At 62.8% G+C, this 20,887-nt stretch carries 16 protein-coding genes; 7 read left to right on the top strand and 9 right to left on the bottom strand.

The annotated features are described in order from the left end of the window. Positions 1 to 183: 183 nt before the first annotated feature. Positions 184 to 762 (bottom strand): hypothetical protein, encoded by a 579-nt coding sequence (locus OKC41_RS08405; protein WP_270671880.1) that lies wholly within the window; start codon positions 760 to 762, stop codon positions 184 to 186. Between the two features lie 368 nt (positions 763 to 1,130). Between OKC41_RS08405 and OKC41_RS08400 the strand changes: the two genes are divergently transcribed. Beyond that, on the top strand, positions 1,131 to 2,432 hold the full coding sequence (locus OKC41_RS08400; RefSeq protein ID WP_219595994.1) for a sigma-54 dependent transcriptional regulator: 1,302 nt from the start codon (positions 1,131 to 1,133) through the stop codon (positions 2,430 to 2,432). A gap of 98 nt (positions 2,433 to 2,530) precedes the next feature. On the opposite strand, the gene ybaL is transcribed toward OKC41_RS08400, so the two are convergent. Beyond that, complete coding sequence (gene ybaL, locus OKC41_RS08395) at positions 2,531 to 4,162, bottom strand: YbaL family putative K(+) efflux transporter (RefSeq protein ID WP_139737264.1); 1,632 nt, start codon at positions 4,160 to 4,162, stop codon at positions 2,531 to 2,533. A gap of 373 nt (positions 4,163 to 4,535) precedes the next feature. Beyond that, a complete protein-coding gene (gene ggt / locus OKC41_RS08390; protein WP_219595993.1) occupies positions 4,536 to 6,317 on the bottom strand; it encodes a gamma-glutamyltransferase in 1,782 nt (593 codons plus the stop codon). 112 nt (positions 6,318 to 6,429) lie between these two features. Between ggt and OKC41_RS08385 the strand changes: the two genes are divergently transcribed. Beyond that, positions 6,430 to 7,047, top strand: coding sequence for a GDSL-type esterase/lipase family protein (locus tag OKC41_RS08385; protein WP_201893454.1), 618 nt, complete (start codon positions 6,430 to 6,432; stop codon positions 7,045 to 7,047). 179 nt (positions 7,048 to 7,226) lie between these two features. On the opposite strand, the gene rdgC is transcribed toward OKC41_RS08385, so the two are convergent. Further along, on the bottom strand, positions 7,227 to 8,138 hold the full coding sequence (gene rdgC / locus OKC41_RS08380) for a recombination-associated protein RdgC (protein ID WP_010673564.1): 912 nt from the start codon (positions 8,136 to 8,138) through the stop codon (positions 7,227 to 7,229). 179 nt (positions 8,139 to 8,317) lie between these two features. On the opposite strand from rdgC, the gene OKC41_RS08375 reads away from it, so the two are divergent. From OKC41_RS08375 to OKC41_RS08365, 3 genes are all read left to right on the top strand, one after another. Then, positions 8,318 to 8,746, top strand: coding sequence for a GNAT family N-acetyltransferase (locus OKC41_RS08375; RefSeq protein ID WP_010673565.1), 429 nt, complete (start codon positions 8,318 to 8,320; stop codon positions 8,744 to 8,746). A 110-nt stretch (positions 8,747 to 8,856) separates the two neighbouring features. Next, positions 8,857 to 10,083: an exonuclease SbcCD subunit D C-terminal domain-containing protein gene (locus tag OKC41_RS08370; RefSeq protein WP_270671879.1), complete on the top strand. Its 1,227-nt coding sequence runs from the start codon at positions 8,857 to 8,859 to the stop codon at positions 10,081 to 10,083. Then, positions 10,080 to 13,835 carry an AAA family ATPase gene (locus tag OKC41_RS08365; protein ID WP_270671878.1) on the top strand — a complete coding sequence of 1,252 codons (3,756 nt, stop codon included), beginning with the start codon at positions 10,080 to 10,082 and terminating at the stop codon, positions 13,833 to 13,835. The genes OKC41_RS08370 and OKC41_RS08365 overlap by 4 nt, the downstream gene beginning before the upstream one ends. A gap of 81 nt (positions 13,836 to 13,916) precedes the next feature. Here the strand turns inward: OKC41_RS08365 and OKC41_RS08360 are convergent, their stop codons facing one another. From OKC41_RS08360 to cysK, 5 genes are all read right to left on the bottom strand, one after another. Then, positions 13,917 to 14,462: a cytochrome b gene (locus OKC41_RS08360; RefSeq protein ID WP_042015896.1), complete on the bottom strand. Its 546-nt coding sequence runs from the start codon at positions 14,460 to 14,462 to the stop codon at positions 13,917 to 13,919. 254 nt (positions 14,463 to 14,716) lie between these two features. Then, positions 14,717 to 15,226 (bottom strand): PTS glucose transporter subunit IIA, encoded by a 510-nt coding sequence (gene crr, locus OKC41_RS08355; protein ID WP_010673569.1) that lies wholly within the window; start codon positions 15,224 to 15,226, stop codon positions 14,717 to 14,719. 43 nt (positions 15,227 to 15,269) lie between these two features. Beyond that, positions 15,270 to 16,997, bottom strand: a complete 1,728-nt coding sequence (gene ptsI, locus OKC41_RS08350; protein WP_041213301.1) for a phosphoenolpyruvate-protein phosphotransferase PtsI — start codon at positions 16,995 to 16,997, stop codon at positions 15,270 to 15,272. 44 nt (positions 16,998 to 17,041) lie between these two features. Beyond that, a complete protein-coding gene (locus OKC41_RS08345; protein WP_005303128.1) occupies positions 17,042 to 17,299 on the bottom strand; it encodes an HPr family phosphocarrier protein in 258 nt (85 codons plus the stop codon). Between the two features lie 443 nt (positions 17,300 to 17,742). After that, positions 17,743 to 18,711 (bottom strand): cysteine synthase A, encoded by a 969-nt coding sequence (cysK, locus tag OKC41_RS08340; RefSeq protein WP_041213300.1) that lies wholly within the window; start codon positions 18,709 to 18,711, stop codon positions 17,743 to 17,745. Between the two features lie 163 nt (positions 18,712 to 18,874). Between cysK and OKC41_RS08335 the strand changes: the two genes are divergently transcribed. Then, positions 18,875 to 19,717 carry a MoxR family ATPase gene (locus OKC41_RS08335; RefSeq protein ID WP_270671877.1) on the top strand — a complete coding sequence of 281 codons (843 nt, stop codon included), beginning with the start codon at positions 18,875 to 18,877 and terminating at the stop codon, positions 19,715 to 19,717. Then, on the top strand, positions 19,718 to 20,881 hold the full coding sequence (locus tag OKC41_RS08330; protein WP_201893459.1) for a VWA domain-containing protein: 1,164 nt from the start codon (positions 19,718 to 19,720) through the stop codon (positions 20,879 to 20,881). It begins immediately after the preceding gene. Positions 20,882 to 20,887: the final 6 nt, after the last annotated feature.

Below are 20,887 nucleotides of genomic sequence, written 5' to 3'. Positions count from 1 at the left end.
TGTCTCATCCCTGTCACCGCGGTAATCAGCGGAGGCGGCGCCTGACATGGCCATGACGACCGCGGCGGCTAATGAGCTATAAATAAGTCCACGCATAATGAGTCTCTCCATTGAACTTTCTGTGGAAGATGCGCCCATCGGCTGGTTCAACGCCCCCGGGCTCGGCTTCCGATCCCTGCGACATCATGGGGATGTCGTTACTGCGCCAGCCAGAGGCAGGGAGACCATGTTGACTGCCTGGTTTCCCTGTCCCGTGACTTGGTTCACCTGAATGACCCCTTTGCTGCCCGTCAGGGCGTTGTCATCCAGATAGATGCTGGTAGTGGTGTTGGTAGGCACCTTGCCAGAAGGTGTCTTTGCCACACTGGTGCTGAGACTGATGTCGGTCACCACGCCGATGCCGCTGTCATCCAGCGACAATGCGAAGGCATTCAGCTGCTGGTTGGCTTCACCAGCGCCCTGATTGATCCCGACCAGCCCCTGGCTCTGGCTCAGCGCCGAGTCCAGGATGGCAACGCTCTGGTTGCCATTGAGATTGGTAGTGGATTGATTCTGCTGGCTAAACTGAATGATGGCCGGTCCTGATAGCGAGATGGAGGCGAGGTTGCCCTGCTGGTTGTTATTACCGGCAACCATATTGACGCCCATGGCACCACGAATATTGCTGAGTGCTTGCGAGCCGAGATCAACACGATTCTCTGCTTGTGCTTGATGTGCGAATGCGGAAAGGGGAATAAATGCCAATGCAATATATGTTTTCATGCTCTGTCTCCATGTGCCAGGAGGGCTTATCAGATATAGCAATGAATGTGCCAGATGGTAATTTATTGATATGTATGGGATTTGTGTCTGAGTGTTTTGTTTTTAAGTCTCATTTTTGAGAGTGAACTTTTATATCTAACATCAACACATTGTTTATCAATGACTTTATTTTTTCTCAGCGTTAATTTCGTTGTCTCATTATTGTGGTGCCATCAGTCTAAAGTCGGGATGGTTTATAGTTATCATCGTCTGGCCAGGTTGAGTTGGCGTCATTTGATGATGAAGAGGTGTCGCTTCGGCAAAACATAAATAGCAAGGCACCGTGGTCAGGCTCTCTCGTGCAGTCGCGATAACAAGGAGTTGTCCATATGACAGAAACGGTATTGTTACTCATCAATTCATGTGCCGTGCTGGAAAGCCTGCTGGTAAAAAGCGAGTGGCAAGTGGAGCAGGCGAGTTCCCTGGCGGTGGCAGAACAGAAATTGCAGGAAAAGGCTTATCCCCTGGTGCTGGTGGTGATCGAGCATCAGCAGCACGAAGCCCTCTACAACCTGATTGCGCAGCACTCCGGCGCCTTGTGGATCGGCCTCATCCAGCGGGACTGTCTCGCCAGCGAAGCCCTTCGCAATTTGCTGGCAGCCTGTTTTCATGATTTTCACACCTTTCCCCTGGACAGAGACAGGCTCTCCCACAGCCTGGGACATGCCCTGGGGATGGCGCGCCTCATCCGGCGACACCGCCCCCGACTGCAACCCCAGCTGCGTTTCATCCAGGGGGAGAGCGCCCCCATCCGCCAGTTGCGCGACCAGATCGTGCGGTTGCAGCATTGCCGCCTGCCCGTACTGGTGACGGGACCGAGCGGTACGGGCAAGGAGCTGGTGGCCCGGGAGCTGCACTACAGCACGTTCGGGGAGGAGAGCCCTTTCGTGGCGGTCAATTGCGGGGCCATGCCCCATCAGCTCATCCAGTCCGAGCTGTTCGGCCACGTCAAGGGGGCCTTCACCGGGGCACAGCACCACAAGATAGGCAAGATAGAGGCCGCCGATGGCGGCACCCTGTTTCTCGACGAGATAGGGGAGTTGCCACTGGAGGATCAGGCAACCCTGCTGCGCTTCTTGCAGGAGCAGTGCATAGAGGCGGTGGGCAGCCACCTGACGCGTCGTGTGGATGTGCGGATCATCGCGGCCACCAATATCGATGTGGAGCAGGCGGTGGCCAGCGGCGGATTTCGCATGGATCTCTACTACCGGCTCAACGTGGTGCGCCTGCGCACCCCGGCCTTGTGCGAGCGGGCGGAAGACATCCAGCTCCTTGCCGATGACATTCTGGCGGAAGTGCGGGGCGGGCGGGTGCTCAGCTTCACCCGCAAGGCGCGCCAGGCCATGCAGTCCTATGGCTGGCCGGGGAATGTGAGGGAGCTGCGCAACCGGGTTCAGCGGGCGGTGGTCATGTGCAGCGGCCCCTTCATCGAAGCCGATGACATGGAGCTGACCAACATGGACAGCCAGCTGCTCGACGGCTCGCTCAAGGCGGTGCGCGAAGCGGCGGAGCGTCAGGCCTTGCAACGGACGCTGGCCCGCTTCCCCGATCAGCTCGAGGAGGTGGCCCGCACGCTCGATATCTCCCGGGCCACCCTCTATCGCCTGCTGGACAAGCACGATCTGCTGTGAGGGGACGGCAGTATCGTCCCGTCATGCAAAAAGCCCGGGCAGCAGGCCCGGGCTTCTTGTCTGGCCCCGTCGTGGGGACTCGTTACTTCCGATGAGCTTCAGGCCATCTCCATGGCGAGGTGACAGAGTCGCCGCGCAGCCTCCTCCTCGCTCTTGACCACCTGATGCACGCCGCGCACGCGCAGATGATGCACCTCCTCGTGCTGGTGGGCACAGGCGGCGATGCGCATCAGGGCGCCGTATTCCTGCGCCCTGATGGCTATCTCACCGGCCAGCAGGCTGTCATCCAGGGTGATCAGCAGCCAGCTGGCGTTGGGCAGCGCCGCCGTCAGCAGATCCTGCTGGATGGGATGGCCCGCCAGACAGGTGATCCCCATGGCGCGCCAGGGGGCCAGCAGTCGCTCGTCGGTGTCGATCACCACCATCTCCCTGCCTTGTTCATGCAACTGCCGGATGAGGTGCTGACCTATCTCGTCGGCGCCCACTACCACCACATGGCCCTGCAAGGGGCAGAGGTGAGGTGACCCATCGGTGCGTGGATCGGGATGGCGCCTCAGCCAGCGCTCCGCCTGGTTGAAGACCAGCGGATTGAGCACGATGGAGAAACAGGCGCCGACCAGCACCAGGTCACGGGCGACCCCGGGGACCAGCTCGAGCATGACTCCGAGACCCATCAGGATGAAGGAGAACTCCCCCACCTGTGCCAGGCTGGCGGAGATGGTCAGCGCCGTGCGCTGGCTGTGGCCAAAGAGCCGCACGATGGCGAAGGCGGCCACGGATTTGCCGATCACGATGACGAACAGGGTGGCCAGCACGGCCAGGGGCTCGCGCAGCAGGATGACGGGGTCGAACAGCATGCCCACGGAGACGAAGAAGAGCACGGCGAAGGCGTCCTGCAGGGGCAGGGTGTCGTTGGCCGCCTTGTGGCTCAGATGGGAGCTGTTCATCACGACGCCGGCGAAGAAGGCGCCGAGGGCAAAGGAGACGCCAAACAGCTTGACGGCGCCAAAAGCGATGCCAAGGGAGCAGGAGAGGACGGCCAGGGTGAACAGCTCGCGGGAGCCGGTGGCGGCGGTGCGGGCCAGCAGCCAGGGGATGAGGCGTCGCCCGCCGATGACCATCAGGGCGATGAAAGCAGCCACCTTGGCCAGGGTCAGGCCGATATCCGCCATCACTTGGGCCGGGGTCAGTGCCTCGCCCCCCTGCTGCAGGTTGGCGAGGATGGGGAGCAGTACCAGGGCCAGCACCATCACCAGATCCTCCACGATGAGCCAGCCGATGGCGATGCGTCCCTCGTTGGTGTCGAGCTGGCCGCGGCTCTCCAGGGCGCGCAGCAGCACCACGGTACTGGCGGTGGAGAGGGCCAGGCCAAACACCAGGCCGGCGGTCACGGTCCAGTCGAGCAGTTGGGAGAGGCCAAGGCCGAGCAGGGTCGCAAGGGTTATCTGGACGATGGCTCCCGGGATGGCGATGTGTTTCACCGACAGCAGGTCTTTCACGGAAAAGTGCAGGCCGACACCAAACATCAGCAGGATGACGCCGATTTCGGCCAGCTCGGGGGCGAGCCGCAGATCGGCGACATAGCCCGGCGTAAAGGGGCCGCATACCACGCCAGCCGCGAGGTAGCCCACCATGGGGGAGATGCGCAGGCGGCTTGCCAGCATGCCGAAGAGGTAGGCCAGCACGAGGCCGCCTACCAGGGTAGTGATAAGGGGGAGTGAGTGGTCCATGTCGTCACCTCGCTAATGGCAGTCAGGGGCTACCAGATCACCCGAAGGCAAAGAGGGCAGCTGTCAATGAGCAGGGGGCGAAAGAGACAGAAGTTGGCCGTATCAAGGGGAATCTTGAGGGCAACAGATGCCGTTTCTATTGAAAAGTAATGCATTTATATGCCATGAGCAACACTGTTCCAGTTTCTGCGTTGGTTTTAATGAAAAGCGTCTTTAATGCATTGCGATTGGGTGAAAAGAGTGTGCAGTTAAAGAAAAATTGGCAGGAATAATCAATCGATGATGATATCGGGAGGCAAGGGAGAACACCTATGAGCACACGGCATGGAGGAGGCTGGCCTCCTCCATGGTGAACGAGGGTGCTGAAGGGGCATCACTCTCCCCTGGCGACCCCCTCACGTCTGGGGTCTGCGGCCCCCAGCCAGCCGCCGGCATGGCGCTGGACGCCCTGCAGCCCGGAGGTCTGCTCGTTAAGCAGGACCTCGTGCCCTCTGGCCTTGAGCCCCTGGACCACGGTATCGGGCGTGCGCCCCTGCTCCAGCTCGGTGGGGCCGTTGCGACTGCCGAAATTGGGCAGGTTGATGGCCTGCTGCAGGTCGAGCCCCCAATCCTGGGTGCCGAGCAGCGCCTTGCCCACGTAGTTGATGATGGCCGAGCCTCCCGGGGATCCCAGGCTCATCTCCAGCTCGCCGCTTGCCTTGTCAAACACCAGCAGGGGAGACATGGAGGAGCGGGGGCGCTTGCCGGGCTCCACCCGGTTGGCCACCGGCAGGCCGGCGGCGTCCACCGAGGTGAAGGAGAAGTCGGTGAGCTGGTTGTTCAGCAGGTAGCCGTTGACCATCAGCCGCGAGCCGAAGCCATCCTCGATGGAGCTGGTCATGGCCACCGCCATGCCGCTCTTGTCCACGATGGAGATGTGGCTGGTGGAGGGCAGCTCCGGGGTGGCGTCCCGGCCCCTGGCCAGCGCCCGGGGCGGGTTGCCGGGCTGGGCGACGCCCATGGAGCGGTTGCCGATAAGGTGCCCCCGCTGCGCCAGATAGCCCTTGTCCAGCAGGCCTGTCACCGGCACGTCGACGACGTCGCCGTCGGCCACGTACTGGTTGCGATCGGCGAAGGCGAGGCGTGCCGCCTCGCTGTAGAGGTGAATGGCCTCGCTGGAGGCGGCCAGTTGACCCTGCTCCCCCTGTACCGGTTTGAGGGCGGCCATGTCCCGGCTTTCCAGCATGCCGAAGATCTGGCCGAGGGCCAGGGTGCCGGAGGAGGGGGTCGGGAAGCCGCAGATCTCGCTCTGGCGATAGTCAAAGCAGAGCCCGTCCCGCAGCTTGGCCCGGTAGCTGGCGAGATCGGCGGCGCTCAGTACCCCGGGGTTGGTCGGGTGGGCGTGCACCTTGGCCACCATGGCCTCGGCCAGCGGGCCGCGATAGAAGGCATCGGGGCCGTCGCTTGCCAGGGTACGCAGCACCCTGGCCAGGGCCGGGTTGGTGAGCCGGGTACCTGCCGTCTTGGGAGTGCCATCCGCCTGATAGAAGTAGGCACGGGCGTCCGGATCCCCGGCCAGATAGGGATCTTTTGCCAGCAGGGTGGCGAGGCGGGGGCTTATCATGAACCCTTGTTCCGCGAGGGTGATGGCGGGTTCGAACAGCGTGGCCCAGGGCAGCTTGCCATAGCGCTCGTGCGCCAGGGCCAGGGCACGCACCGTGCCGGGGGCGCCGACGGAGCGCCCGCCCACCACCCCCTCATAGAAGGCCATGGGTTTGCCCTCCTTCATGAAGAGCTGATCGGTGGCAGCGGCGGGGGCTGTCTCCCGGCCATCCACCGCCGCCACCTGCTTGCCGTCCCACACCAGCATGAGGGAGCCGCCGCCGATGCCCGAGGATTGGGGCTCCACCAGGGTCAGCACCAGCTGGACGGCGATGGCTGCATCGACGGCGCTGCCCCCCGCCTTGATGATCTGGTAGCCCGCATCCACCGCCAGCGGGTTGGCCGCCGCCACCATGAAGTCACGGCCCTGCCAGCCCGGTTTGTCAATCCAGCCGCTGGCCGCCTCCGGGGCGATCAGGGTCTGGGGAGGAGGGACATAGTGAAAGCCATCCTGGGAGGCGCAGCCGCCAAGCAGGCCGAGGGCGACCAGCAGGCCGAGGGGTTTGAGGGACATGACAGGCTCCTTGTCGGTTTCTTGTTCACCTGCCGAAATGTGTCACACTTGGAGCTTGATTAAAAGTTTGTCTTAATACTCATATGGTTACAAAACTATCAAGGAGGCGCTCATGACACACCGGGGGACGCTGGCGAAATCTTGCATGGCGGGGCTGCTCTGCCTGTTGCTGACGGCCTGCGGGGAGCCGACCTTCAGACCGCTGGACCAGGGGGAGACCCTGCTCGCCTTCGGGGACAGTCTGACCGAGGGGCGCGGGGTAAGCCCGTCCCAAAGCTACCCCAGCGTGCTGGCGACCCTGAGCGGCCATCCCGTGGTCAATGGCGGGGTGTCCGGAGAGCTGAGCCAGGCCGGCAGGGCACGCCTGCCCGGGTTGCTGGCCCGGCACAGACCCGCTCTGGTCATCCTGCTGGAAGGGGGCAACGACATCCTGCGTGGCAGCGGGGAGGCGGCCCTCAAGGCCAATCTCGCCGCCATGATAGAGGCGGTGCAGGGGAGCGGGGCCCAGATCCTGCTGGTCGGGGTGCCCCGAAAATCCCTGTTTGCCGATGGCGCTCCCCTCTACGAGGAGCTGGCAGATCAGTTCGGGCTGGTGCTAGACAACGACAGCATCGGCGAGTTGCTGCGAGACCCGGCCCTGAAGTCCGATGCGGTGCATTTCAATGCCGAGGGTTACCGCACCCTGGCGCAGCGACTTCATCGACTGTTGCAGGAAAGGGGGGCACTCTAGCGAGGTGTCATGCTGCCGGGGCAGTGCGCCATGCTGCCGCAATCAATGGGCTCAGGGGATTGCGCGGCGGGAGGGCGGCGGCGCTACCCCGGAGGGGGCCAGCCCGTGGCGATGATGCCGATGGAGATGAAAAAACCGCCGTGAAGGCGGTTTTTTGCAATCAGGCTGAGCCAATTTGCTTAGATGGACTGCTCTTCACCGCCCAGGGCAGCAAACAGGGCCGGGATGAACTGGGAGAGCTCGGCGGTGACCAGGGCGAAGTCGGCGTCCAGGCGGGCGGCGGGATCTTCACTGGTGACGTCGTCGTTCTGCTCGCGCAGCTCTTCGCTGAACTTGAGGCGCTTGATGGAGAGATCATCCCCCAGCACGAAGCTCAGGGTTTCGCCCCAGTTGAGGGCCAGCTTGGTCACCAGCTTGTCGTTGGCCAGGTGATTCTTGATCTCCTCGCTCATCAGATCCTGCTGCTTGCAGCGGATGATGCCGCCGTGCTCCATGGCGCTGCGCAGCTCGGCTTCGTCCTCCAGGGTGAAGGCGGCGGGCAGGTTGCCCTCGTTGAGCCACTCGGTCATGGTGATCTCGGGCGGGTTCTTGAGGGCCACCGGCACCACCGGCAGGGAGCCGATGGATTTGCGCAAGAGCGCCAGCAGATCGTCCGCCTTCTTGGCGGAGCCTGCATCCACCACCATCAGGTTGTCGGCAGGGTTTATCCAGGCGAAGGTCTGGCTGGTGCGGCTGAAGGCGCGGGGCAGCAGAGTGTGCATGATCTCCTCTTTCAGCGCCTCCTTCTCTTTCTTCTTGAGGGCGCGGCCCTGCTCGAATTCAATGGCCTCTACCTTCTCCGCCAGCATCTCCTTGACCACGGTGCCGGGCAGCATCTTCTCTTCCTTGCGAGCGCACAGCAGGATATGGCCAGAGGCGGCGTGGGTCAGGGTGGAGCCGAATTTGCCAAGGGGCTTGACCCACCCGAACCGGGAGATGTCCTGGCTGCCGCATGGGGTGAAGGCGCAGGCTTCCAGCTGGGTTTCCAGCTGCTCAACGGTCAGGTCGAAGGGGCGGGTAAAGCGGTAAATCTGCAGGTTTTTAAACCACATGGCGTCCTCGGTCTCTAGATTGTCCGGCGGGCATTGTACTAGAGAGGCGCTTTGTGATCAGCCAATCATTCTCGCTAAATAAAGGGCGATCGACCTCACAGGGCCCCACCTTGATCCCCCGGGAGCGGGCCCAACTCCCCTAGACTGCGAGTGTTCACATTGCTGACAAGGAGGCGACCATGTTGAGACAGAGTCGGCCGGAAGACATGGAAGAGATCGTCGAAATCTGGCTCCTGGCCTCCCTGCAGGCCCACGATTTCGTCGATGCCTCCTGCTGGTGGCAGGCTCAGGAGGAGCTGCGTACCCGCTACCTCGATCACGCCCGCATCTGGGTGTTCGAGGAGCGAGGGGACCTGCTCGGCTTCATGGCGCTGGTGGATGATTACCTGGCTGCACTTTTCGTGCGCCCCGATAGGCAGGGGCGGGGGGTGGGGCACGCCCTGTTGCAGGAAGCCAGATCCAGATGTGCCGAGCTGCATACCCGGGTCTTCGTGGAGAACGAGCCGGCGGTGCGTTTCTACCGCCGCCACGGCTTTGAAATCGGTGGGGAGGTGCCCGATCCCCTCACCGGCCATCTTCAGTACCAGATGCATTACCAAGCCGTCTGAATCTGACGTCTGGGGCTGCCCCGGTTGAAAACGGGGGGCACCATCCTCATCTTGTCTCCATCCCGGGGCGCCCTCGCCCCCGCTCTCTTCTCCTTATCGAGCCGTTTTCCATGAAGATCCTGCACACCGCCGACTGGCACCTCGGTCATCAGCTTCACGGCCACGACCGCCGCTTCGAACACGACGCCTTCCTCGACTGGCTGGCCGACACCATCAAGACCCGCGACATTGACGCCCTGCTGGTGGCGGGCGATCTGTTCGACACCGCCAACCCTCCCGCCAGTGCCTGGCAGCAGCTCTACCGCTTCCTGGCACGTCTGCGGGCCGAGCACCCGGCACTGGAGATGGTGCTCATCGGCGGCAACCACGACTCCCCCTCCAAGCTGGATGCCCCCCACGAGCTGCTGCGCGCCTTCGACCTGCATCTGGTGGGCAGCATCAGTCGGGACGACGAGGGGCGCCTCGAGACCGAGCGCCTGCTGGTGCCGCTGCGAGGCAAGAACGGCGAGGTGGCCGCCTGGTGCGCCGCCGTGCCGTTTCTGCGCAGCAGCGATCTGCGCCCCGACGGGCTCAGCGAGGGGCAGGACAGACTCATCGAAGGGGTGCGCCAGGTCTATGAAGCGGTGCTGAGCGAGGGGCGGGCGCGCTGCAATCCGGATCAGGCCCTCATCGCCATGGGCCACGCCTATCTGGCGGCGGGCCAGCTCTCTGAGCTCTCCGAGCGGCGAGTGCTCGGCGGCAACCAGCATGCCCTGCCTGCCGAACTGTTTGCCGCTGCCGACTACACGGCGCTGGGTCATCTGCACCTGGCCCAGAGCCCGGCCGAGGGGGTGCACTACAGCGGCTCGCCGCTGCCGCTCTCGCTGGCCGAGGCGAATTACAACCATCAGGTGCTGGAGGTGACGTTTGAGAGGGGCAAACTGGCCCGCCTTGAGCGGATCCCGGTGCCCCGCGCGGTGGAGATGATCCGCCTGCCCCAGAGCGGCCTTGACGAGGCGCTCCAGGCCATCGAGGCGCTGGCGCTGCCCGCTTGCCCGCAGCAGGCGCAGCCCTTCCTCGAGGTGCGGCTGCTGCTGCCCAAACCCGAGGCCCGCATCCGCGAGCGCGTACTGGCCGCCATCGGCGACAAGCCGGTGCGTCTTGCCCGCATCACGACCAGTTATCAGGGCTCGGGCCAGGGGCTGGCGGACGGTGCCGGCCAGCGCCGGCTCGATGAACTCTCCCCCACCGAGGTGTTTCGCCTCTGCTATCAGCGTCAGTTCGACGGGGAGCCGGAGGCCGAGCTGGTGGCGTCGTTTGAAGAGATCCTGGAGCAGGTGAAGGAGTCCAGCCAATGAAAATCTTGTCGCTGTCAGGGGAGAATCTGGCCAGCCTGACCGGTCAATTCACCATCGATTTTGCCGGTGGCGCCCTGGGGGCCGCCGGCCTGTTTGCCATCACCGGCAATACCGGCGCGGGCAAGAGTACCCTGCTCGATGCCATCTGTCTGGCACTCTACGACGAGATGCCGCGCTTTATCGCCAATCGCAAGAATGTCGCCGAAGTGGGCCGCATGGATGACGAGGAGAAGCTCAAGGCCAACGACGTGCGCGGCATCCTCAGCCGCGGTCACGCCAGCGGTTTTGCCGAGGTGCAGTTTCGCGGCTGCGACGGCCGCATCTGGCTGGCCCGCTGGGCGGTGCGCCGGGCCCGCAACCGTGCCGAGGGGCGCTTTCAGGCCCAGGAGCGCAGCCTGACCGACGTGGCGTCGGGCCAGGTGTTCAGTGGCAGCAAGCGGGAGCTGCAGGATCGCATCGACGAGCTGGTAGGACTCTCCTGGGAGCAGTTTCGCCGCGCCGTCATCCTGCCCCAGGGGGAGTTTGCCGCCTTCCTCAAATCGAGCGCCGACGAGCGTTCGGCCCTGCTCGAACGGATGACCGGCACCGAGCTCTACTCCGCCATTTCGGTCCAGACCCATGAGCGGGCGCGGGAGGAGCAGCAGAAACTGGCCGCCATCAGCCAGCGGCTCGGCGACGTGGCACTGATGGACGAGGCGACCCGCGAGCAGTGGGTGAGCCAGCAGATAAGCCTTGCCACCAGCCTCAAGCACGAGCAGCAACAACAGCAGCTGATGCAGGACTTGCGCGATCTCAACGGCCGTATCGCCGCCCAGTTGCAGGCCTGTCAGGAGGGAGAGGCGGCCCTTGCCGCGGCCGAGGCGGCCCACGGTGCGGCCGCTCCCGAGCGGGAGGAGTTCGCCCGGGCCGAGCAGGCCCAGGTGGCCCGCGCCGATCACGACGAGCTGGCCCGCCTCACCCTGGAGGTGCAGCAGCAGGAGAAGGCGCTGGCCGAGCTTGGTCCCGAACTTGGCAAGCTGGAGGAGCAGACTCAGCAGAGCGCCCTCACCGAACAGCAACTGCTGGCGGAGAAGATCGCCGCCGAGCGCGAGTGGGGAGCCCTGCAGCCTGAACTCAAACGGGCGCAGGAGCTCGACACCCGCATTCGGGAAAAGCAGCAGCAACTGCAGAAGATCCAGCAGGAGGGGGCGCAGGAGCGGGAGGTGCAGCTCACCCTGGAGCAGGGCTGGCGCCAGCAGCGCCAGCAGGTGGAGCAGCTCAAGGCCCAGCACCAGCAGTGGGGCGCCTGGCTTGAGGAGCACAAGGAGCTGGCGCCGGTCGCCCGCCAATGGCAGCCCCTGCTCACCGCCATGCAGGATTGGGCCGAGGATGCCGACAGGCTGCAGCAGCTTCTTACCCTGCGCGAACACAAGCTGCGCGCCCTCAGGCAGTTGCAGCGCCAGCTGGAGCAGGGGCAGCAGGAGCGCGACTACTGGCAGCGCGAGCAGGCGCGGCTGCAGCAACAGCAGCACGAGCTGCAGGAGCAGCAGTGGGAGGGGCGCCTGGCCAAGGCGCAGGAGCAGTGGCAAGGGCAGACCGAGCAGCTCGGCCAGCTGCGTCAGCTGCTGGAGCTGGCGGACTATGGCCGCAATCACGGTGAGCAGCATGGTCGCCTGCAGCAGGAGATCGCCCAGCTGGAGCAGGCGCTCGGCAAGCTGGCCATCCTCGGCGACGAGCTGACGCCGGCCCGCGAGCGGCTCGCCCTGCAACGGGACGAGGCACGCCACGCGCTGGAGCAGTCCCGTGCCATCGCCAGTTTCGAGCAGCATCGCCACATCCTGCGCGACGGTGAACCTTGCCCGCTCTGCGGCGCCGAGGAGCACCCCTATCACCAGAGCCAGCCGCATGTGGCCGGTATTCTCGGCCAGCTGGCGGAGCGCGTCCGCAGCCTGGAGCTCGAGTGGGAGCGGCTCAATCACCAATACATTCAGTGCGAGAGCGAACGCCAGGAGCTGGCCCGCCAGCTGGCGGTGCGTCAGCAGCATCTACCTGAGCTGGAGACGCGCGCCGAGCAGCTGACCCAGCGTTGGCAGCAGCTGGGCGGTGCCGAGCTGCTGGGCCATCCGCTGCCGCTGCGTCAGAGCCCGATCGAGTGGAACGAGTTGATGAGTACCCTGCTCGGCCGCGGCCAGAGTCTGGAGCAGGGGCTGGCCCGCAGCCAGCAGCAACTGCGCGAGGCCCAGCAGGGGCAGCAGCAGTTGCAGGCCGTGCGCCAGCAGCTGAGCCAGCTGGCCAGCCAGCACCAGCAGTTCGAGCAGCAGTGGCAGGAGGCCGATCGCCAGCGCATCGCTCTGGAAGGGGAGGTGAATGCCATGGGCGAGCAGGAAACGACCCTGCGCCAGCGCCTTGAACAGGGGGGCAGCCGGCTCGACGAGCAGATGGGAGGCCAGCCCTGGCGTCAGTGGCTGGGCAGCCAGCAGTGGCGCGAGTGGCAGCGGGCCTGCGAGGCCTGGCTGCACGGCCAGAGCGAGTGGGAGCGGCTGACCGGCGAGATTGCCAGCCTCACCCCGGCCCTGAGTGCTCAGGAGGCGCGCTTGCAGACCCAGCGTGAGCTGCTGCACAAGCTCGAGCGCGACTACAAGGAACATGAACAGCAACGGCAGGGGCTGGTTACCAGTCGTGCCACCTGTCTGGGGGGCGAGGAGATTGCCCTGGTCGAGAGCCGCTGGCAGCAGCGGCTGCAGCAACTGGCCAGCGAGCTGGAGACGATGCAGGGGGCGGCCCGCACCCTGCGCGAGCGCCAGACCGAGCTCAAGACCCGTCTCAGCCATCTGGAGCAGGAGAAGCAGGTGAGCAGCCGGCGGCGACGGGAGGTGCTGGGGCGCTGGGCTGCCCACGCCAGCAGCCTCGGCATCGCCGAATACGATCTGCGCCGCCTGCTGGCCATGAGCCCGGATGAGCTCAAGGGGCGCCGCGCCGCCTTGCAGGCGCTGGAGGATGCCCGCGCCGAGGCGCGTACCCGTTTGACCGAGCGGCAGCGGGCGCTGGCACTGGAGGAGAGCAAGCGGGATCGTTACCGCGAGCATCACCCCGAGCTGGCCGCGTTGGCGCCGCCGGAGCTCGACAGCCGGCTGACGGCGCTGGAGGCGCACTGCCGCGCTCTCGACGAGCAGCTGTTCCAGTGCAAGAGCACGCTGGCCCAGGCCGAGGCGGCGGCCCTCAAAGCGGGCACCTTGCAGGAGGAACTGGCCGCCCAGCAGGCGGTGGCGGATCACTGGCAGCGCCTCTCCGACCTTATCGGCTCGGCCAGCGGCGCCAAGCTGCGCACCTTCGCCCAGAGCCTCACCCTGGAGCGGCTGCTGCTGGAGGCCAACGCCCAGCTCGCCGAGCTCTCCCCCCGCTATCGGCTGGAGCGAGTGCCCGGCACCGATCTGGCGCTGCAGGTGGTGGATCTCGACATGGGGGATGAGGTGCGCTCGGTGGATTCCCTCTCCGGCGGTGAAAGCTTCCTGGTGTCGCTGGCGCTGGCGCTGGCCCTATCCAGCCTGTCGTCGCGCCAGACCCAGGTCGAATCCTTGTTCATCGACGAAGGCTTCGGCACGCTCGATCCCGACAGCCTGGATCTGGCGCTTGCCAGCCTCGACTCCCTGCAGGCGGCCGGTCGCCAGATCGGGGTCATCTCCCACGTGCAGACCCTGGTGGAGCGGATCGGTGTGCAGGTGCGGGTGGAGGCCCTCGGCGGCGGCGAAAGCCGGGTGGTGTTGCCCGGCTGACGACGTGTCGCCCATGACCCTCCATGAACAAAAAGGCCCCTGTCACAGGGGCCTTTTTGTTGGTGTGCAACCCGTTGCTGGTTATTTGCGCTCGGGCAGCATATTGGTCAGGGTATTGTCCTTGAGCACATGGTGGTGGTAGATGGCTGCCGCCGCGTGCAGGGCAATCAGCGCATAGCCAATGTTGGCCAGCGTCTCGTGCAGCTCCTTGATGGTACCCTTCAGGCCGTCGTCGGGGGCGATGAGGGCGGGGAGCGCCAGGCCGAAGAAGGGAATGGGCTTGCCCCCTGCGCTCAACAGCAGCCAGCCCAGCAGCGGGGTGAGGATCAGGAAGCCATAGAGCGCCAGGTGGGCGAGCTTGGCCAGCGTGAGCATCAGGGGGGAGAGCTCGGGCACGATACGCGGTGAAGGGCTACCCACGCGCACCAGCAGGCGCACGACCACCAGCGCCAGGATCAGCAGACCCACCATGAAGTGAAACTCCTTCATCAGGTCGCGGCCGGCCGACCCTTTGGGGAAGATGTCCCTGAACTCCATCAGCGCATAGACGGCGATCATCAGCAGCAGGGTCAACCAGTGCAGCCCTATGCTCAGGCTGCCATAACGTTGTTCGGTATTTCTCAGCATCGTTGTCTCCTCGCCACTTAAGCGGCTTATCTCTTTTCATCCCGTCTCGTATCGAGCCAAAGGACCCGCAGGTATCCCTCTTGAGGGTACTCGGCTTGCTTATGCCCGTGTTGATCTCGATAACATTTCTGCCTTTTTGCCATCATGCTGACCTGTGCGGGAGCCCATGGAGTATCAGGAGATGGAAGGGGCAAAAAAAAACCGAAGCACCAGGCTTCGGTTTTTGGCGGTCGCTGGCGTCAGGCCAGGGCGCATTATTTCTTGATGCGGATCACCGGGGTTTCGCCCACGGTCACGGCGCCAGTCATCTTCACCAGCTCTTTGATCTCGTCCATGTTGGAGATGACCACAGGTGTCAGGGTAGACTTGGCTTTGGCTTCCAGAACGGCCAGATCGAACTCGATGATGGTGTCACCGCGCTTGACCTGTTGACCTTCCTGAGCGATACGGGTGAAACCTTCACCCTTCAGCTCGACGGTGTCGATACCGAAGTGAACGAACAGCTCGATACCAGAGTCGGACTCCAGAGAGAACGCGTGGTTGGTCTCGAAGATTTTGCCGATGGTGCCGTCGCACGGAGCAACCATCTTGTTGCCGGCCGGCTTGATGGCGATGCCGTCGCCGACGATCTTCTCGGCGAAGACGACGTCAGGCACATCTTCGATGGGGACGATTTCGCCGGACAGCGGAGCAAAGATTTCGATGCCGCCAGTGTCAGAACTGTCGTCGGAAACCAGTTTCTTCAGTTTGTCGAACAGACCCATAGTAAAAGCTCCTAGAGATGATTGTCGCTGTTTGCAGCCGATCTTAGCAGACTGCCTTCTGCTTAATAAAGTTATCTACGCACGCTTCGATTTCGGCGGCGGTGGCAAAGCTCAGCGCCTGGTCGGCCATGGCCTTCACATCTTCGAAGTTGGTGTTGCGGATAAGCTTCTTGATACGCGGTACAGAGATGGCGCTCATGGAGAACTCATCCAGACCCATACCCAGCAGCAGCAGGGTGGCGCGTTCGTCACCAGCCAGTTCACCGCACATACCGGTCCACTTGCCATTGTCATGGGAAGCGTCGATCACCATCTTGATCAGGGTCAGGACGGAGGGTGACAGCGGGTTGTACATGGCGGAAATCATCTCGTTACCACGGTCGACAGCCAGGGTGTACTGGGTCAGGTCGTTGGTACCGATACTGAAGAAATCCACTTCCTTGGCCAGATGATGAGCCATCACGGCCGCGGCCGGGGTCTCGATCATGATACCCACTTCAATGGATTCATCAAAGGCTTTGCCTTCGGCACGCAGTTCGGCTTTCAGCGTCTCCACGGTAGCCTTCAGGCTGCGGAACTCTTCGACGGAGATGATCATCGGGAACATGATGCGCAGTTTGCCGAAGGCAGACGCACGCAGGATGGCCCGCAGCTGGGCGTGCATGATGTCGGTGCGATCGAAGAAGATACGCACGGCACGCCAGCCCAGGAAGGGATTCATCTCTTTCGGGAAATTCATGTAGGGCAGTTCTTTGTCGCCGCCGATGTCCATGGTACGGACGATGATCGGTTGATCCGGCATGGCTTCGGCCACTTCTTTGTAAGCCTTGAACTGCTCGTCTTCGGTCGGCAGCGCGTCACGGTCCATGAACAGGAACTCGGTACGGTACAGACCCACGCCTTCGGCGCCGTTGCGGATGGCACCTTCGGTGTCCTTGACGGTCCCGATGTTGGCGCACACTTCGACCTGGTGGCCATCCAGGGTGATGGCAGGCAGGTCTTTGAGCTTGGCCAGCTCGTCCTTCTCGGCCTGGAACTGGGCCTGGAACTTCTTGGCTTCGTTCAACTGATCGGCGGTCGGGTTGATGATGACCTGGTTGTTGATCGCATCCAGCACCAGCATGTCACCGTTCTTGACGCGCTCGGTGATGTCGTTGGTGCCCACGACGGCCGGCAGCTCCAGGGAGCGGGCCATGATGGAGGTGTGGGAGGTACGGCCACCGATGTCGGTGACGAAGCCCAGCACGTATTTCAGGTTGATCTGAGCGGTTTCAGACGGGGTCAGGTCTTTGGCGACCAGGATGACCTCTTCGTCGATGGTGCTCAGGTTGACAACGGCGATGCCCAGTACGTTCTTGACCAGACGGGTGCCGATGTCACGGAAGTCGGTGGCGCGCTCACGCAGATAGGGGTCATCCAGATCGGCCATCATCTTGGCGTACTGTTCGATCACCTCGTGAACGGCTCTGTCGGCAGAGGCCTTGTGTTCTTTGATGAAGGATCTGATATCCCCTTCCAGCTCTTCATCTTCGAGCAGCATGATGTGGCCTTCGAAGATGGCCTCTTTTTCTTCACCGAAGGTGCGACCGGCCATCTCTTTGATGGCTTCCAGCTGTGCGGCTGACTTGGTGCGGGCTTCGAGGAAGCGGTTGATCTCGGCATCAATCTGTTCGGCGGGAATCTTGCCCTGATTGATAACGATTTCATCTTCTTTCAGAAGAAGCGCCTTGCCGAATGCGATACCGGGGGACGCAAGAATGCCAGATATCATAATCCTTCCTATTAAAACGACTGTGGGGGAGGAATAAAGCTGGATTACTCCAGCTCGTCCATCAGGGCAACCAGCTTCTCAACGGCTTTCTGAGCGTCCGGGCCGTCAGCCTGGATGGTCACGTTGGTGCCTTTGGTCAGACCCAGGGTCTGGAGCTTGAACAGGCTCTTGGCGCTGGCGGATTTGCCACCGGAGACCACAGTGATCTCGCTTTGGAATTCTTTGGCTTCTTTCACGAACTGAGCTGCAGGACGGGTGTGCAGGCCGTTTTCAGCAGTAATAACAACAGACTTCTCGTACATGGTTTCACCCCATATTATTGATATTGTTTGGAGAGATGGTCGCCAATGAGGCTTCCTGTCTCACCGTGTCAGTATGGATATGTTGTAAAGTAACGAAATCAGACCTGCAATGGTTTAATCCAGGTCAATTTTCTGTGCAGTATTCGGCGTCGTGGCCAGGTATTTTTTCGCTATCAGGCTGCAAGCCGCGTCAGGACTGGCTTGAAATTATTTTATAACGAAAAATAACACTTTGTTACCTTGTGATACCTTGCCAGCAAACACCTCGTGACGCCGCACAGGATATGAGATTTATCACAGAATGTCTGCTTTTTTTGTCATATCCAAGTTTGTTATTTTACCCCAAAAAATAAGGGGCCGAGTGGCACTGGTGGCTAGAGAGTTTAGCGCATAATGAAAACGGCGCTCCGAGGAGCGCCGTCGTTTTGGTGTTGGCTGATCAACTACTGCTGCAATTCCTGCTCGCTGAACACACCGGCGAAGAGGGCGCTGGAGAGGTAACGCTCGGCGGCGCTTGGCAGGATGACGACAATCGTTTTCCCTTCGAACTCCGGCAGCTCGGCCAGACGGTTGGCAGCGACCACGGCAGCGCCGGAGCTGATACCGGCCAGGATCCCTTCCTCTTCCATCAGGCGGCGGGCCATCTCGATGGCTTCGTCACTGCTCACCTGCTCGACGCGGTCCAGCAGGCTCAAATCCAGGTTGCCCGGGATGAAGCCGGCGCCGATGCCCTGGATCTTGTGGGGACCGGGCTTTATCTCTTCACCCGCCAGTTTCTGGCTGATGACGGGGGATTCGCTGGGCTCGACCGCCACGGAGACGATGGCCTTGCCCTTGGTCTTCTTGATGTAGCGGGAGACCCCGGTGATGGTGCCGCCGGTGCCGACGCCCGCCACGAACACATCCACTTCGCCATCGGTGGCGTCCCAGATCTCGGGGCCAGTGGTCTGCTCGTGGATTTCCGGGTTGGCCGGGTTTTCAAACTGTTGCAGCAGCACGTACTTGCCCGGCTCGGATTCGAGGATCTCGTTGGCCTTGGCAATGGCGCCCTTCATGCCGAGGGGGCCTTCGGTCAGCACCAGGTTGGCACCCAGGGCCTTGAGCAGTTTGCGGCGCTCCAGGCTCATGGTAGCCGGCATGGTCAGGGTGATGGGATAGCCGCGGGCCGCAGCCACGAATGCCAAGGCAATGCCCGTGTTGCCGCTGGTGGGCTCAATGATCTCCTTGCCCTTGGTCAGCACGCCGCGTTTCTCGGCATCCCAGATGAGGTTGGCACCGATCCGGCACTTGACGCTGAAGCTCGGGTTGCGGCTCTCGATCTTGGCCAGCACGCGGCCCTTGGTAACACGGTTGAGACGAACAAGCGGGGTGTTGCCTATGGTCTGGCTGTTGTCCTCAAAAATTTTGCTCATGGTGCTATCCCTGTGTTTGTTAAGGCGATGAAACAAGATTACCCTGTGGTTTCTGAATGAGAAGTGACGAATCGTTATAACAATATGTTATTACAACATATAGAACTTATTCTCTCTTGCCGAGGGGGCTCCCGCTGCCTGGGCATCCAATGGAAGGGATCTCATGGGATTTGCAGGAAGCGACCGCTATCTCGCATCACAGGCACTGAAGATGGCCGTCGATGCCGCCATCGTGCTGGAGAGGCCGCTGCTCATCAAGGGTGAGCCCGGTACGGGCAAGACAGTGTTGGCGGAGGCGGTGGCCGAATCCCTGGGCGCCGAGCTCATCAGCTGGCACATCAAGTCCACCACCAAGGCCCAGCAGGGGCTCTACGAATACGATGCCGTCGCCCGGCTGCGAGACTCCCAGCTCGGTGACCCCAGGGTAGGGGAGATAGGCCACTACATCCGCCGGGGCAAGCTGTGGCAGGCCTTCAGCGCAGAGCAGCGGCCAGTGCTGCTTATCGATGAAATCGACAAGGCGGACATCGAGTTTCCCAACGATCTGCTGCTGGAGCTGGATCGGATGGAGTTCGATGTCTACGAGACCGGCGAGCGCGTGAAGGTGCGCCAGCGACCCGTGGTCATCATCACCTCCAACAACGAAAAAGAGCTGCCGGACGCCTTCCTGCGCCGCTGTTTCTTCCACTACATCCGCTTCCCCGACAAGGCCGAGATGCAGGCCATCGTCAAGCTCCACTACCCAAACCTCAAGGAGCGGCTGCTCGACGAGGCGATGACGCTCTTCTTTGAGTTGCGTGCGGTAGAGGGGCTGCGCAAAAAACCGTCCACCTCCGAGCTGCTGGACTGGATCCGGCTGTTGTTGGCGGACGATATCGCCCCCGAGGCCCTGCGCACCCGTGAGCCCGGCAAGCTGGTGCCCGCTCTCTATGGTGCCCTGCTCAAGACGGAGCAGGACTTGCACCTCTTCGAGAAGCTCGCCTTCCTGGCGCGCCGCGGCGGCTGAATGCTCATCGACTTCTTCCTTCACCTGCGCCGCCACAAGCTTCCTTGCAGCCTGCGGGAGTTGCTCGACCTGCACGCGGCGCTGGCAGCCAGACTGGCCAGCCTCGACATGGACGAGTTCTACCAGCTATCCCGCTGCCTGCTGGTGAAGGATGAGGCGCACTACGATCGCTTCGATCGCGCCTTCGCCGAGTATTACGAGGGGTTGGCCGCCATCCCCCTGTTGCCGGAGAGCCTGCCTGACGACTGGCTGCGCAAGGAGTTCGAGCGGCTATTGAGCGCCGAGGAGAAGGCGTTGCTCCAATCCCTCGGCGGGCTCGACCAGCTGCTTGCGACCCTCAACCAGCGGCTAAGCGAGCAGAAAGCGCGCCACGCGGGCGGCAACAAGTGGGTCGGCACCGGCGGCAGCAGCCCGTTCGGCCACGGCGGTTTTCACCCGGAAGGGATCCGCATGGGGGGAGAGGGCCAGCATGGCAAGGCGGTCAAGGTGTGGGAGGCGCGCCACTTTCGCAACTTCAGTGACGACTCGCCCCTGGGGCAGCGCGCCATCCAGCTCGCCCTGCGCAAGCTCAGACGCTGGGTGCGCCGGGGCAATCCCGACGAGCTGGATCTCGACGACACCATCCAAAGCTCGGCCAGGCAAGGCTGGCTCGATGTGAAGCTGCGGCCCGAGCGCCACAACGGGGTCAAACTGCTGGTCTTCTTCGACGTGGGGGGCTCCATGGATGCCCACGTGGCCGAGGTGCAGCGCCTCTTCTCGGCCCTGCGCCACGAGTTCAAGCACCTGGTGTTCTTCTATTTTCACAACTGCCTCTACGACTTCGTCTGGCAGGACAATGCCAGGCGCCTTGATGATCGGCTCGATACCCTGCGGCTGCTGCGCACCTACGGCAGCGACTACAGGGTGATGGTGGTGGGGGATGCGAAGATGGGCCCCTATGAAATCACCTGGCCAGGTGGCAGCGTAGAGTACTGGAACGAGGAGCCCGGCCAGGTGTGGCTCGGGCGCCTGCAACAACATTTCCCCAAGATGGTGTGGGTCAATCCGCTGCCAAGGCAGGAGTGGCTGTGGCACCCCTCCATCAAGTTGATGAACGAATTGATCGGCGGGCGGATGCACCCGCTGACCCTGGCGGGTCTGGCTGCGGCCATCGACCAGCTGTGACCCTCT

Origin of the sequence: Aeromonas sp. QDB17 (assembly GCF_027705305.1) — a bacterium.
Classification (GTDB): domain Bacteria; phylum Pseudomonadota; class Gammaproteobacteria; order Enterobacterales; family Aeromonadaceae; genus Aeromonas; species Aeromonas caviae.
This window is presented reverse-complemented; position numbering and strand designations above follow the sequence as displayed.